We start from the raw sequence: 14,373 nt of genomic DNA on the forward strand, positions 1-14,373 counted from the left end.
ACCGACGACACCGGGTCAAGGTCGAGGAAACTCTCCCCAGGAGCATGCGACCAAGAACCCTCAGACCCCAAACCCCCCACACCACCACCCGACTCCCCCACCGACGACACCGGGTCAAGATCGAGGAAACTCTCCCCAGGAGCATGCGACCAAGAACCCTCAGACCCCAAACCCCCCACACCACCACCCGACTCCTGGCCTTCTGTGGGCGTCGGGATGGCAGGGGCCGGTTTGCTGCTGGGGTTCTTGTTGAGGCCCGCGAGGTGGTGGTCAATGAGTTCCTCGAGGTGCTCGGCCGGTGAGAGAGCGAAGCGGCCTGCGGGGTTCTGGGCGGTGTGCCTGGCGCCCCAGACTGCGTTGTAGGAGCCGTTGGCCGCGCCGGCGACCCAGTCGCCGGACAGACCGTAGACACTGTCCTGTGCTGCGGCTTCCGCCATCCCTGTCAGCGCGCCGAAGCCCGCGTGAAAGCTCACCACGGTGCCACATTTCGCCAGTGACTGTGCCTTGTTCGGCAGTTTGCTGAAGAACGGCTTCTTGGCGAGGTTCTTGAAGCCGGCCATGGCCGCACCGCCCACCAGTCCCATGCCGAAGCCGACGGGAGCGCCGACCGCGCCGTTGACAGCGGCGACGCCCAGTTCGTTCCCGTCAAGAGAGCGCCGGTGGCCCTCGCCGAGTTCGATGATCTGGGCAAGCAACGCCATGCCGACCATGGCGACCACGGATTCGGCCAGGCGCGTCAGCATGTGTGTGACGGCCTGCCGTACGAAGGCCAGACACAGCACCCTTGTGGCGACGATATCCCCGGCGGCCTTGGCCGCTCCGCCGAACATCCACAGTGCCGAGTCGATGATGAGCTGCAGGAACAGCACCGCCAGGGCGCCGATGATCTCGATGCGCAGCGTCTCGATCTGCAGGGCCTCCTCCTCCAGCGCCTCCGCTGCGGACTCGGCGGCTTCGATGAGGACGGGCAGCACCGCATCGGACTCTCCCACACCCCGGCCGCCGACGAGCCGAGCCAGGAATGCGTCGGCCGCGTCCTCGCCGGCGCCGGACAGCGCCTTGGCTGCCAGTGATCTGACGGTCTCGACCCGCTCGACGATGGGCCTGAGCGAGTGCGCCGTCTCCCGCCAGGCCGCCGCTTCAGCCCGTAGCGCCGTCTCGTCACCCGTCGGCCAGCGGTTTCCGGTAGTGATGAGCAGCAGGTTCTGCAACTCAGGCGGAACGTTATGCGCGTCTACCATGCGAAGCAGCCCATCCTCAGACCCGGGTGTGTTCGGCTCGGACCCGCGCATCGGCGATCGCGGCCTCGGCGGCCTGCTGAGCGCCGTGGAAGTCGGTGTTCATGGCACTGAGGTTGTCGGCGATGTTCCGGAGCACCTGCGGCAGCCCTTCTACGGCCTGGACGAGCGCGTTGCGGGGTTCGGCAAAGACACTGCCGAACGCCTGCCCAAGGGCCGGATCGTCGCCCCAGGGGGCCGCTCCGGAGCGCTGGACCGCACTCGCCATACTCTCCGCGACGCTGCCGGCGGCATCGGCGGCCTCCTCGGCCTCTGCGATCGCCTGCTCCAGTGCCTCGAAGTCGACGGCGAGGACGCCACTGCCGGAGAGGCCGCCGCCGGGCATGCCGGGAGGGTGCAGTTCCGGTTGAGGCGCCGACACCGGCACATTGCGATAACCATCAGGCGGAGACGGGACCGCGACGCCCCCATTTACCGGCGGCGGTGAACCAGACATACCCCATCCCCTTACTGATCACCTACAGGTTCCGCCGAACGGAACGCGGCCTGACGAACGGTCAACCGACCTGTTCACGCGCGACTCCTGGCACGGCCTGACCACAACATCACCACCGCAGGGCTCCCGGACCCCGACATGACGAACCCCTGATGCGCGCAGGCCGTCCCCTGACGCGAAAATAACGGCGACGTCGGACCGGCCGGCTCCGGAAGATCCAGCGGCCGGCGGCACCCCGGGACCGCATCACGGTGGAGACCAGGATCCGCACCCTGTCCTGGCTGATGGCCCGCAAAATGAAGCAGGGGCCGCCATGCCGGGGCCCCGCTCCACCCTGTCCAGGGCGAGTTCGCCCGTGCTGTGTCTGCTCTGTGCGCCGAGTACGGCCGCGACGCGGGAGTGCCGGACGGGGCGAACGGGTCGCGGGCGACAGCCGTCCGGGTCAGCGGGACGCCGTCGACAGGGTTGGGTGCCGGGTGGCCGAGCGTTCCCCACAGGTCACTTCACTGCCCGCCTCTGCCTGCCGTCGTCCGCCGGGTGCCCCGTCCAGGACGGGGCACCCGCAAGTTGCGTGTTTCGCGCAATCCGAGGCCGGCAGTCAAGGCGGCGGTGGTCGCCATCGCGTCGTGATCTCCGCGGTCAGGCGAGCCGCGGTCAGGCGAGAATCTTCGCCTTGGCCTTTTGGAACTCCTCTTCCGTGATATCGCCGTGGTTCTTCAGCTCGGCGAGCTTCGCCAGGGAATCCGCATGCCGGCCCGTGTCGTCACCGGGCGGGACGGTTTCCCGCAGGTAGGCCTGCAGCTGTTTCTGCTGGCGTTCGGCCTGCGCGACCTCCCGTTCACTCATCCCGTGGCCACGCGCGATGACGTAGATGAAGACACCCAGGAAGGGCAGCACGATCACCAGGATCAGCCATCCCGTCCTGGCCCAGTTGTTGAGGTCCCGGCTGCGGAAGATGTCGCCGATGATCCTGAACAGCAGGATCAGCCACAGGACCCACAAGAAGATCAGGCACATGGTCCAGAATGCGTTGAGCAGCGGGTAATCCATCTCGGCCTCCTCATGGCGCTCGGGGCCCCCAAGCTCATCCGTCCCTCGGCTCAAGCATCCCCGTCGTCGGCCTCCGCCGCGACCAGATCGATGTCGGAGAGCGTCTGCTCAGTCCAGATGACCTTGCCGCTGGTGGTGTAGCGGGTCCCCCAGCGTTCGGCCAACTGGGCGACGAGGAAGAGGCCGCGGCCGCCCTCGTCCGTCGTGGCGGCCTGCCGCAGATGCGGGGAGGTGCTGCTGCGGTCGGAGACCTCGCAGATCAGGGACGCGTCGCGGATCAGCCGTACGCGGATGGGGCCGGCGGCGTACCGGATGGAGTTGGTGACGAGCTCGCTGAGGATCAGCTCGGCGGTGAACGCCTCGTCCGCCAGGCCCCATTCGATCAGCTTGCGGACCGCGGCGGCCCGTACCTGGCCCACGGCCGAGGGGTCCGGCGGCACCTCCCAGTCGGCGACGTGCGCGGTGTCCAGCACCCGGGTGCGGGCCACGAGCAGCGCGATGTCATCGCTGGGCCGCTCCGGCAGCAGCGCGCCGAGCACGGCCTCGCAGGTCTCGTCCGGGGTCCGGCCGGGGTGGTCGGCCAGCGTGCGGCTGAGCAGTCCCATGCCCTCGTCGAGGTCCCGGTTGCGGTCCTCGACGAGCCCGTCGGTGAAGAGCACCAGGCGGCTCTCCTCGGGCAATTGCCGCTGCCAGGTCTCGAAGGGCAGTCCGCCGAGCCCGAGGGGCGGGCCGCCGGGGACATCGGCGATCTCGGCGGTGCCGTCCGGCAGCAGCAGCATCGGCTGGACGTGCCCGGCGCGCGCCATGGTGCAGTTCCCGGACGCCGGGTCGTAGATCGCGTAGAGGCAGGTGGCTCCGGTGACCGAGCCCCCGGCCTCCTCGGCACCCTCGTCCTGGTCGATACGGGTGACGAGTTCGTCGAGGTGCCAGAGGATCTCGTCGGGCGGCAGGTCCAGATTGGCGAAGTTGTGGACGGCGGTGCGCAGCCGGCCCATGGTGGCCGCGGCGTGCAGTCCGTGGCCCACGACGTCGCCGACGACGAGCGCCACCCGGGCGCCGGGCAGCGGGATGATGTCGAACCAGTCACCGCCGACGCCGCCGAGCCCGCCGCGCCCGGCCTGAGCGGGCAGATAGCGGTAGGCCGCCTCGACGGCGTTCTGTTCCGGCAGGCCGCGCGGCAGCAGACTGCGCTGCAGGGTGACGGCCATGGTGTGCTCGCGGGTGTAACGGCGGGCGTTGTCGATGCTCACCGCGGCGCGGGCGACCAGTTCCTCGGCGAGGGAGAGTTCCTCGTCCTCGAACGGCTCCGGTTTGTCCGAGCGCCAGAAGATCGCCACGCCCAGGATGACACCGCGGGCCCGCAGCGGCACCGCGATCCTCGAATGGATACCGTGCGCGACGATCTTCCTGGCCCGGCCGGGACTTTGCAGATGCCAGCCGGAGAACGCCGCCAGATCGGCTTCCAGGGCCGCCTTGCCACTGGTGAGGCCGGCGGCGAGGGCGGTGGCCGGCTCGAAGCGGATCAGCTTGCCGACGGGGTAGAGGCCGCTCTCCGCCGGGGCGCCGCTGGTGGCCGTCCGCCGCATCTCGATGGCCGTGCCGGTGGGGGCCGTCGGCTCCTCGCCGATGAGCACGTCCTCGTCCAGGTCGACGGTGACGATATCGGCGAACCGGGTCGCGCCGAACTCCGCGAGTTCCTCGCAGGTGCGCACCACGTCGAGAGTGGTGCCGATCTCCGTGCCGGCGTCGTAGAGCAGCTTCAGGCGGCCGCGGGCCACATCGGCCCGGCCGGTGAGTGCCCGGAGCTCGGTGGTGTCCCGTAGCGTCGTGACGCTGCCGGGCGGGCCGCCCGCCTGGTCCGTGGAGCGCTGGTTGATGGCCAGCAGTCGTTCGCCGACCGGGTGGACCTCGTCGGTGACGACCCGGCCGGAGGCCAGCAGGTCGGCGGTGGCGGGGTCGAGTCCGAGATCGGCGACGGGGCGGCCCTCGACGTCCGTCGGCAGGTCGAGCAGCCTGCGTGCCTCGTCGTTGGCGAGCAGCAGACAGCCGCCGCCGCCCACGATGATCACGCCTTCGCGTACGGCGTGCAGAACCGCGTCGTGGTGCTCGTACATCCGGGTCATCTCGGCGGGGCCGAGGCCGTGGGTCTGGCGCCGCAGGCGCCGGCTCACCAGCGCGGTACCGCTGGTGGTGAGGAGAAGGACACCCGCGGCGGCGCCGAACAGCAGCGGGAACTGGTCGTCGACGACACCGCTCACCCGGTTGACGGTGATACCGGCCGAGACCAGCCCGATGATCTTGCCCTTGTCCTTGCCGCTGTGGCTGTAGACCGGCACTACGGCCTGGACGAGGGGCCCGATGGTGCCGGTGATCCGCTCGGTGACCACCCCGCCGGACAGCGCCGGCTGCAGGGTGCCGACGAATTTCTTGCCGATGCGGTTGGGGATCGGATGGGTGTAGCGGATGCCCTTGGTGTTCATCACGACGATGAAGTCGACCTCGGAGCTCTTGCGGGCGGCCTCTGTCCGCGGCTGCAGCACCAGGGTCGGGTTGGCGCTCTTGAGTGCTGCGTCGATGCCCGGCGCATTGGCGAAGGCTTCAGCCACGGCGACGGATCTGTTGCGCGCCTCGCGGTCCCCGTCGGCCCTGGACTGCAGCACAAGCGCCGCGATGGCGGCGGCGACGAGCAACACCACGATCGCCACCTGCAGGAGAAAGACCTGACCTGCGACAGTTCGCATCCTGAGAACCGAACGCGGGCGGCCGTAGCGTCCGGCCATGTCCTCTTTCTACACCTCCCGCATACGGTGGGCGAGCCGCGCGATGCGGAGCGCAGCAGCGGTCAGGGCCCGCGCTGCGCCGGGCGGCCTCACGGGCTGTCCGAGGATGGTCCCGTGATCCGGGGCGGGGCGCCAGAGGGCGGGAAGACCCCCGGGTAGGTTTTACAGCTACGCATATGCGAACCTCTTTAACGAAGGGGACATACGCGGCAGATGCGTCACGTCACGTCACGTCACCGGAACAAATCGCCCGGACCCGCGATGGTTCATGTAACTCTTCCCACAGGCCCGGCAGCTTGCCGGACGGGTGTCTGCCGGTCGGGTGAGTCCGGCGCCGGCGCAACATGCCTGGTCAACCCGGTTCGCCGGGCAAACCGAGCCGGCCGGGCGGCGGCGCCGGGGGGCCCTGTGCCGTCATCCGGCCCGGCGGGACGGTATGAGACGTTCGTGGGCATGCATGTTCCCGAGGAGATCCGTGCCGAGGCGGCCGCACTCATCGACCACCACGCGCTCGGACTGTGGAAGCCCCACGAGGCCGACCGGCGAGCCGCCGTGGCGTTGTACCGCTTCCTCGAAACCGGTCAGCCGCTCACGGGCGGGAAGATCCGGTCCGTCCTGGTACACGCAGAGCCTGCGGCCGACGTGACCGAGCGGCTGCTGAAGCTGCTGCAGGGGACTGCCGGGCTGCTCGACGACGCCGCGGTGGCCGAGGCCCCCGCCGGACGGGACGCCGTCGACCACGTATGCCTTCTGCTGGACGCGCTCGCGCTCTCCCGGCTCACCGGCCGGTAAGGAGAAGACCCGCCCGGGGACGGCCCCGGGCGGGCGGTTCCGGGCCGCCGGGGCCCTACGCAGGCAGCGAGGCCGCGGACGGCGCCTCGACGGGAGCCTGCTCGTCCTCGGGGACCGAGATCACCCAGTGCGTCTCCTGGCGCGGGCGCAGGTAGCACGCCCAGTACAGCGCGGCGACGGCCACGATGCCGCCGGTGATGACCAGACTCTTCGTGCTCTGCTGGTAGAGCACCCACGCCAGCACCACGATCAGCAGCGCCGGGACCGCCGGCCACAGCGGCATCCGCCAGGCCGGCCGGTGCTTGTGCTCACCGCGGCGCGAGACCAGGGCACCCAGGGCGACGAAGACGTACAGCGCGGCGACGGCCACGCCGGTGACCTCGCTCAGGGTGTCGAGGTTGACGAAGCACAGGGCCGCCCCGGGGACACCCACCGCGAGAGTGGCCGCCCAGGGGGAGCCGAAGCGCCGGCCGACGTGCGAGAAGACGCGGTTGACGGGCGTCGGCCAGGCCGCGTCGCGGGCCGAGGAGAAGACCACCCGGGAGTTCTGGATCACCATCACGATCGCCGCGTTGATGATCGCCAGGGCGATGCACAGGCTGACGAAGGTGCCGACGCCCGAGTTGCTCCAGGTCTGCACCATTCCGGCGACGTCACCGGCGCCGAGAGTCTTCAGGTCGGGGGCCCCGAGGGTGATCGCGACCACCGGGATCAGGACGACGGCCGCACCGATCCCGAGGGTCCACAGCACGGTGCGCGAGACATTGCGGCGGGGGTTCTCCATCTCCTCGGCGAGGTACACGGCGGTGGAGAAGCCCTGCAGGATGAAGAGCGCGGTGGCCAGCCCGGTCACGATGAGGCCGGCGGTGACGGCCGTGCTGTGCCCGTGTCCGGCGTCGATCACGGGGTGCACCAGCACGGAGGCCGACCGGTGGGTGTGGGTGAAGCCGAGGAAGGCGACGACCGCGCAGGCGACGACCTCCAGCACCAGGAAGATGCCGGTGATCCAGGCGTTGGCGCGCAGATCGAGCAGGCCCATGGCGGTGGCCAGCAGCATCACGGCGGCGGCGGTGTACTGCGGATCGAGACGGACGATCGGTGCCAGATAGTCGGCGGTGCCCAGGGCGATGATGGGCGGCACGATCATGACGACGATCAGCGAGAGTATGAAAACCAGCCACCCGGCGAGGCGGCCCATGAGCGTGCCGACCATGGCGTACTCGCCGCCGGAGCTCGGGATCAGTGTGCCGAGTTCGGAGTAGGTGAAGGCCACCCCGATACACAGCAGGGCCGCGACGGCGATGGTCAGTGCGGTGCCCGTGCCCAGGGTGGCGAACGAGTCCGGCACGATCACGAAGAGCGAGGATGCCGGGGTCAGACAGGACAGCGTGAGCAGGGTTCCGCCGACCACACCGATCGACCGGGTGAGCTTGGGGGTGATGGAGGCATCCCCTTCCGTCGCACTACGGGTGTCCCGCTCCGGAGCTGCGGAGGCAACAGGCGTGTAGGGCATATCGGTATCCGTATCCCATCGGTGCTGGCGGCAGGAGGGGGCGGCGCCTGAGGAGGATCGCCGCAAAGCGGCCCGAACCCGGATATCCCGCAGGTCTCGCTTTGGTGACCGAATACAACCCCTGCCGACGGCTCACGTCAAGGTCTCGTTAAGCTCCCTGGGCAACGAAATCCGTAGCCTTCAGAGACCCTTGGAACGCTTATCCATGACCTCGTCGCGGAAAACAAGCGGATTCCGCGGCCGGAGGGGCTCTGTCGAGTCCCGCCGGAACACCGCCGAATCCGTCGCGGGTCCGCTGAATCCGATGGGTCACCGGATCCGTTGCGGTCCGCCGGAACCGCCGTCCCGCCCACTCAGTCCTGGTGCACATGCACACGGGCGATGAGCAGCGCCACGTCGTCGTGGTCGTGCTCGTCGCGCAGCGCGCCGAGCAGACGGTCGCAGAGGCCCTCCAGATCCTGCTCGGCCTCCGCCAGCAGCTCCAGCAGGGTGTCCAGGCGGGCGTCTATGGGCTGGTCCCGGGTTTCGATCAGCCCGTCGGTGTAGAGCACCAGCAGGTCACCGTCGCGGAGCGGCACCGTGGTCTGTTCGAAGGGCACGCCCCCGACCCCGAGCGGTGCGCCGGTGGGCAGATCGAGCAGCTCGGGCGGCCGGTCCGGGCGGACCACGATGGGGGGCAGATGCCCGGCGATGGCTATCTGGCACAGGGCGCGGTGCGGGTCGTACACGGCGTACAGACAGGTGGCGAAGGCCGGATCGAGTCCGACGGCGATGTGGTCGAGATGGCGGAGCACCTCGGCCGGATCGAGGTCGAGGTCGGCCAGCGCACGGGTGGTGGTGCGCAGTTGGCCCATGGTGGCGGCGGCGTTGATACCGCTGCCCATGACGTCGCCGACCACCAGCGCGGTCTTGTCGCCGGCCACGGGGATGGCGTCGAACCAGTCGCCGCCGACCTCGCTGGCCGCCTGCGCCGGCTGGTAGCGGTAGGCGATCTCCATGGCCGTGGGCTGCGGCGGCCGGTGGTTCATCAGATGGCGCTGGAGGGTGAGCGCGGTGCGGCGTTCACTCTGGTAGGAACGGGCGTTGTCGATGCAGACGGCCGCCCTGGCGGCCAGCTCGACCGCCAGCACCGCATCGTCCTCGTCGAACGGCTCCGGGTTGCGGACGCGGTACAGCGACAGCGCGCCGAGGACCTCACCCCGGGCGATCAGCGGTACGGCCAGGTAGGAGTGCAGCCCGGCCTTTCCCAGGAGGGCGGCGCCCTGCGGGCCCGCGGCGATGTGCGGCAGATCCTCCGGTCCCACATGGGCGATCCGTACCGGACGGGCCTCGGTCACACAGCGGGTGATCAGCCGGTCGGCTTCGTAGGAGGCGATCTGTCCGGTGGGGTCGGCGGCGCGCACGGCCTCGGTGGAGTATGCGGCGGAGACGGCGAGCGCCCGGAAGCGGGCCGGGCCGCCACGGGACAGCGCGGTCGGCCGCCGGCCGTCGAGTATGGCGTCCAGGACATCGACCGCGGCCAGGTCCGCCAGCTCGGGCACGATGACGTCGGCCAGTTCATGAGCGGTCTGGTCGACGTCGAGGGTGGTGCCGACCGTGGCGGAGGCATCGGCGATGACGGCCAGCCGCCTGCGGGCGCGGGCGGCCTCGGTGGCGGCGCGGTGCTGCTCGGTGACGTCCACGACCGACGTGGCCAGCCCCAGCACCCGGCCGTGGGCGTCCTCCAGCCGGTAGTACGACACCGACCAGGCCCGGTCGGCGTGCGGATCGGAGGCGCTGCGGCCGACGGTGAACTGGTCGAGCAGCGGTGTCCCGGTGTCGAGGACCCGGCGCATGCTGGACGCGATGACGCTGGTGTCCAGGAAGGACAGCGCCTCCCGGACGTCGCGGCCCAGGTGCTGGTCGGCGGGCAGTTCGTTGATGCGTTCCAGGGCCGGATTGACCATGACGAAGCGCAGCGCGGTGTCCAGGACCGCCAGGCCGATCGGCGACTGTGCGACCAGGCGTACGGACAGTGCCAGATCCCGCTCGACCCGCCGCAGCACGGCCTGGTCGGTGGCGATCCCCAGGGCGTAGGACTCGCCGCGCTCGTCCAGCAGCCGCATATTGCGGAATTCGACGAGCCGGGTACTGCCGTCCTTGTGCTGGACCGGGAAGACCCCTGCCCAGCTCTCACCGCCCGCCATGACCTGGGAGAAGAGACTCAGCACCAGATCGAGGTGGTCCGGTCCGACCAGCAGCTGCGCCGCGGGCCGGCCGAGTGCCTCCTGCGCGCTCCAGCCGAAGAGCTGCTCGGCCTGCGGACTCCACAAGGTGATCCGCCCGTCCGCGTCCAGCATCACGGCAGCCACGCCCAGCACATCCAGCAGGCCGCCGGGCTGCCCGGGTGTGGCCCCGACCGGGGCGGCACCTTCGGGGAACGCGTCGGTCGCACCCATCCAGGCACTCCTTCCGCCGGTCACCGCAGACCGACAGCCGTGGCGCTCTCCGTACATCGGCCGATTCTCGCTGCGCTTCCGTTGCTCTCCATCATCTCTCGACACGGGACGGACCCGCAGGGAGAGCGAGTTCCGCAGGGCACCGGCGCCCCGTGCGCGAGCGAGCATTATCCGTCGCCGTTCCCGGGCCGGCGACCGCGTTGACGATATTCGGGGTGATGATTCCGGACGTGGTTACGGGACGGGGATGCCGGGCGGTGGCCTGACGCCGCAAGGCCGATGACCCTGTGTGGCCTCCGGGCGGCCTCCTGCGTCACCCTTCGACTTGGAGAGTTGATCTACAGCGGCTACCCTGACATTGGTTGCCTCTAGCAACTAAATATCTGTACACCGCACCGGCGTGCCCGACTGCGCCCGCCGGCGTCAGGAGGAAGCCTCACATCATGTCCATCGCCGCCCGGACATTCCGCACCTACGTGGAGGAGAACCTCGATGCGCTTAGCACCGACCCGACCCGTGAAGCCCTGGTCCACGAAGGGCGCCGCATCACCGCAGGCGAGTTCCGCGCCCTGGTCCACCGCATGGCGCGGGCCCTGCAGGCGCGCGGCGTCGACCGCGGAGCCACCGTCACCCTGCTGAGCGGCAACCTCCCGGAGATCATCGCCGCCCGCTACGCGGCCAATCTGATCGGCGCCCGGGTCAACCATCTCTACAACAAGCTGTCCGCCGAGTCGCAGGCCGACATCGTCCGCGATGTCGAGACCCGTGCCCTGATCGTCGACCCCCGCCATGCCGAACGAGCCGCCGAAGTAACCGAGCTGGCGCCGGTCCCGGAGGTTTTCGTACTCGGCCCCGCCAAGGTGGGCACGGATCTGCTGGAGCTGGCCGCCGGACAGTCCGACGAACCGTTCGCGAGCCTGGCCCGGCCCGACGATGTGTGCACCATCCGCCACACCGGTGGCACCACCGGCCACCCGAAGGGCATCTGCACCACCTTCGACCAGGCACGCTGGTTCCACGGAGTGCTGGAGCAGGAGCCGGAGTCCGGGCGCCGGCAACTGGTCTGCACCACCCTCGCGCACGCCGCGGGCCTGATGGCCGACAGCACCCTGCACTCGGGCGGCACCGTCGTCCTGCTCGACGACTTCGACCCGGGCGCCGCGCTGGCCGCCATCGAACGCGAGCGCATCACCGATGTGTTCCTGATGCCGCCGATGCTGTACCAGCTGATGGACCACCCCGACGCCCGGCGCACCGACACCTCCAGCCTGCGGATGCTGACCTACGGCGGCTGCCAGGCGTCCCCGGCCCGGATAGCCGACGCGGTACGGGCGTTCGGCCCGGTGCTGATGCAGGGCTACGGGCAGAACGAGGCGGGTGGCATCAGCATGCTCAGCCAGGAGGACCACGATCTGCAGCGCCCCGAGCGGCTGCGCTCCGCGGGGAAGGTACTGCCCGGTGTGGAGGTGGCGATCCGCGACGAGTCGGGCCGTGATCTGCCGGCCGGCGAGCACGGCGAGGTCTGCGTCCGCTCCGCCATGATCATGAAGGAGTACTGGAAGCAGCCCGAGCTGACCGCGGAGGTACTGCGGGACGGCTGGCTGCACACGGGGGACATCGGATTCCTCGACGACGAGGGCTACTTGACGATCGTCGACCGGATCAAGGACATGATCGTCGTGGTCGGCGGCCACGTGTACACCACGGAACTGGAGGATCTGCTGAACTCGCACCCGCAGGTACTGCAGAGCGCCGTTTTCGGTGTCCGTGACGCCGACCGCATGGAGCGGGTGCACGCCATGGTGGTGCGGGTGCCCGGCAGCACCGTCGACGAGCAGCAGCTGTGCGAGATGGTCTGCTCGGAGCGGGGCGCGATGTACGAACCGGCCCGGGTCACCTTTGCCGAGGCGCTGCCGCTGACCGATGCCGGAAAGCCCGACAAGAAGGAGCTGCGCCGGCGGGCCGAGCAGGAGGCCGGCACCGTGGGCTGACAGCGACGAGCCGCCGCAGCTCAAGGGCTGCGGCGGCCTGTCCGGCTACTGGCGTCAGAGGATGCCCAGCAGGCCGAAGCCGCCGAGGCCGCCGAAGCCCCCGAGGCCGCCGAAGCCGCCGAAGCGGCCGAAGCCGCCGAAGCGGCCGTTGTCGAAGCGGTCGAAGCGGTCGAAGCGTTCGAAACGGTCGAAGCCGCGGTGGTGGTGGCAGTGGTGCCTGTGGTGCCTGTGGTGGTCACCCTGGGACGGCGCGGCCGAAGCCATGCCGGCGAGCGGGACGACGGCGGCTGCGGCGATCGCCGCGGCGGCCACGGAGCGGCCTATGAACTTGCGCATTGCGTTTCTCCTGTTTGGCAGGAAATCTGACATTCGATGAGTACCGCGCTCCGCCGGAAACCCTGCAGGCACGACGAACAGCCACTCCAACGGCCCCAAGAATTGCTCCACCAGGGGTAATGAAACGGCAAAGCGACCTGGTGGCCGGCGCGGTCAGAGCCGGATGATGACGAGGGCCGCATCGTCGGTGGCGCCGCCGGGCGGCAGCAGATCCGCCAGCAGCGCGTCGGCGAGCGTCTCGACGCCGGCGCCCCGGTGCCGGGTCAGCGCCTCGGCCAGCCGCGCCAGACCGACGTCGATGTCCTCGTGGCGGCGCTCGATCAGCCCGTCGGTGTACAGGACCAGCACGGCATCGTCGGTGAAGGCGACGTGCGCCTCCGGGCGGTCCACATGCTCGGGCCGCGCCCCCAACGGCGGGTCGGTCGCCCCGTCCAGCAGTTCCACCGTGCCGTCCGGGTGCAGCAGGGCCGGCGGTGGATGGCCGGCGCTGCTGTAGGAGACGGTGTGCGTGGTCCAGTCGATGACGGCCTGCACCGCGGTGGTGGATTCCGCGCCGTCCACCGAGCGGGCGTAGATGCCCAGCACCTCCAGCGCCCTGGCGGGCCCGCCGGCGACCCGGATGGCGGCGCTCAGCGCGCTGCGGAGCTGACCCATCACACACGCCGCGGCCAGGCCGTGGCCGACGACATCGCCGACGGCCACCGCCATCCGGTCCCCGGACAGATCGACCAGGTCGTACCAGTCGCCGCAGACGTTGAGCGCGCCGACCGCGGGCCGGTAGCGCACCGCGGCCCGGTGATGCCCCACGGGCTGCGGCGCGGGCAGCATCGCCTCCTGGAGGGCCAGCACCACCTCGCGCTCGCGGACCTGGGTCTGGCGCAGCAGGTCGTTGACCTCCTGGAGATCCTGGGCACGGGTGAAGAGCTCGGCCTCCATCCGCGTCCGGTCGCCGCCGGGTTCCCTGGCACCGGCCCGGACGATCTCGGTGACCTCCTCGACCCGGTGCACGATCAGCCGCACCCGCCCGTCGGCGTCGAGCACGGGCGCATTGACCGGGCTCCAGTAGCGCTCCTCGAACACGCCCGGCCGGTCCTGCGCCTCCACGTCGTAGCGCTGCAGCGCCATGGTGTCGCTCGCGCCGGTGGCCACCACGCGTTCCAGGGACGCCCGGAGATTGCGCACACCGGTTGCGTCGGGGGCGTCGGGATTGTCGGGGAAGACCTCGAAGAGCGGGCGGCCGATCAGTTGGTGGCGCTCGCGCCCGGCCTGCCGCAGCAGGGCCTCGTTGACGTCGGCGATCACCAACTCCGGCGTGAGCAGCAGCACTCCGCTCGGCAGCGCCTGGAAGACCGCCGCATGGTCGATCGGGAAGGCGCTCATGTGCGGCCTGCATCCGGCGAGGACACCCGGGCTCCCGGATGCGGCGGTGCGCAGGGGGACACCGCTGCGGGCGCGGCGTCCCGCTGCGCGTCCGATGCGTGCTGAGGGTCCGCCTCCGGTGCGTTCCTGTCGTGCGCCACGTGCGGAATGTTCCCGTCCGACCCGGGAACGCGCACGCCGGGTACGGGGGTGGGGCGGCCCGCCGGGCCAGGAACGGCGAGGCCGGTCACGTCCTACGGCGGCGGCAGCGGATACCCCCGTTCGAGGGGCAGCCCTCCCCCGCGGTGGGCGGTGGGCGGTGGGCACACCGGACCTCCCGGCGGTCGGCCGCCGCATGGACCGCACCACACCGTCGGGGT

Annotated in this window: 10 protein-coding genes; 2 read left to right on the forward strand and 8 right to left on the reverse strand. The window is 70.4% G+C overall.

Features of this window, described 5'->3' with window-relative positions; all coding sequences use genetic code 11:
• The 4 genes from ACWGJY_RS12955 to ACWGJY_RS12970 all read right to left on the reverse strand — a co-directional run.
• On the reverse strand, nt 1-1,211 hold a 1,211-nt coding region (locus ACWGJY_RS12955), incomplete at its 3' end, for a WXG100-like domain-containing protein (protein WP_453260840.1).
• Nucleotides 1,212-1,257: 46 nt separating this feature from the next.
• The gene (locus ACWGJY_RS12960; protein WP_453260841.1) at nt 1,258-1,623 is read right to left on the reverse strand and encodes a hypothetical protein; all 366 of its coding nucleotides are present in this window, start codon (nt 1,621-1,623) and stop codon (nt 1,258-1,260) included.
• A gap of 765 nt (nt 1,624-2,388) precedes the next feature.
• Entirely contained in the window at nt 2,389-2,784 is a 396-nt protein-coding gene (locus tag ACWGJY_RS12965) for an SHOCT domain-containing protein (RefSeq protein WP_453260842.1), read from the reverse strand.
• 50 nt (nt 2,785-2,834) lie between these two features.
• Nucleotides 2,835-5,564 carry a SpoIIE family protein phosphatase gene (locus tag ACWGJY_RS12970; RefSeq protein ID WP_453260843.1) on the reverse strand — a complete coding sequence of 910 codons (2,730 nt, stop codon included), beginning with the start codon at nt 5,562-5,564 and terminating at the stop codon, nt 2,835-2,837.
• A gap of 453 nt (nt 5,565-6,017) precedes the next feature.
• On the opposite strand from ACWGJY_RS12970, the gene ACWGJY_RS12975 reads away from it, so the two are divergent.
• Nucleotides 6,018-6,356: a hypothetical protein gene (locus ACWGJY_RS12975; protein WP_453260844.1), complete on the forward strand. Its 339-nt coding sequence runs from the start codon at nt 6,018-6,020 to the stop codon at nt 6,354-6,356.
• 55 nt (nt 6,357-6,411) lie between these two features.
• Here ACWGJY_RS12975 and ACWGJY_RS12980 read toward each other — a convergent pair whose 3' ends face one another.
• Both ACWGJY_RS12980 and ACWGJY_RS12985 read right to left on the reverse strand, forming a co-directional pair.
• A complete protein-coding gene (locus tag ACWGJY_RS12980) occupies nt 6,412-7,869 on the reverse strand; it encodes an APC family permease (RefSeq protein WP_453260845.1) in 1,458 nt (485 codons plus the stop codon).
• Between the two features lie 353 nt (nt 7,870-8,222).
• The gene (locus ACWGJY_RS12985; protein WP_453260846.1) at nt 8,223-10,307 is read right to left on the reverse strand and encodes a SpoIIE family protein phosphatase; all 2,085 of its coding nucleotides are present in this window, start codon (nt 10,305-10,307) and stop codon (nt 8,223-8,225) included.
• Nucleotides 10,308-10,750: 443 nt separating this feature from the next.
• Here ACWGJY_RS12985 and ACWGJY_RS12990 point away from each other — a divergent pair, with 443 nt between their 5' ends.
• Entirely contained in the window at nt 10,751-12,298 is a 1,548-nt protein-coding gene (locus ACWGJY_RS12990) for an AMP-binding protein (RefSeq protein WP_453260847.1), read from the forward strand.
• 54 nt (nt 12,299-12,352) lie between these two features.
• Here the strand turns inward: ACWGJY_RS12990 and ACWGJY_RS12995 are convergent, their stop codons facing one another.
• Together ACWGJY_RS12995 and ACWGJY_RS13000 are read right to left on the reverse strand one after the other, a co-directional pair.
• Entirely contained in the window at nt 12,353-12,634 is a 282-nt protein-coding gene (locus ACWGJY_RS12995; protein WP_453260848.1) for a hypothetical protein, read from the reverse strand.
• 153 nt (nt 12,635-12,787) lie between these two features.
• Nucleotides 12,788-14,014: a PP2C family protein-serine/threonine phosphatase gene (locus ACWGJY_RS13000; protein ID WP_453260849.1), complete on the reverse strand. Its 1,227-nt coding sequence runs from the start codon at nt 14,012-14,014 to the stop codon at nt 12,788-12,790.
• Nucleotides 14,015-14,373: the final 359 nt, after the last annotated feature.

The organism is Streptomyces sp. NPDC054765 (assembly GCF_053612065.1).

Coding starts and splice junctions, on each gene's coding strand:
- ACWGJY_RS12960 (WP_453260841.1), bottom strand. CDS start 1,623: ATGCCCGGCGGCGGCCTCTCCGGCAGTGGCGTCCTCGCCGTCGACTTC.
- ACWGJY_RS12965 (WP_453260842.1), bottom strand. CDS start 2,784: ATGGATTACCCGCTGCTCAACGCATTCTGGACCATGTGCCTGATCTTC.
- ACWGJY_RS12970 (WP_453260843.1), bottom strand. CDS start 5,564: ATGGCCGGACGCTACGGCCGCCCGCGTTCGGTTCTCAGGATGCGAACT.
- ACWGJY_RS12975 (WP_453260844.1), top strand. CDS start 6,018: ATGCATGTTCCCGAGGAGATCCGTGCCGAGGCGGCCGCACTCATCGAC.
- ACWGJY_RS12980 (WP_453260845.1), bottom strand. CDS start 7,869: ATGCCCTACACGCCTGTTGCCTCCGCAGCTCCGGAGCGGGACACCCGT.
- ACWGJY_RS12985 (WP_453260846.1), bottom strand. CDS start 10,307: ATGGGTGCGACCGACGCGTTCCCCGAAGGTGCCGCCCCGGTCGGGGCC.
- ACWGJY_RS12990 (WP_453260847.1), top strand. CDS start 10,751: ATGTCCATCGCCGCCCGGACATTCCGCACCTACGTGGAGGAGAACCTC.
- ACWGJY_RS12995 (WP_453260848.1), bottom strand. CDS start 12,634: ATGCGCAAGTTCATAGGCCGCTCCGTGGCCGCCGCGGCGATCGCCGCA.
- ACWGJY_RS13000 (WP_453260849.1), bottom strand. CDS start 14,014: ATGAGCGCCTTCCCGATCGACCATGCGGCGGTCTTCCAGGCGCTGCCG.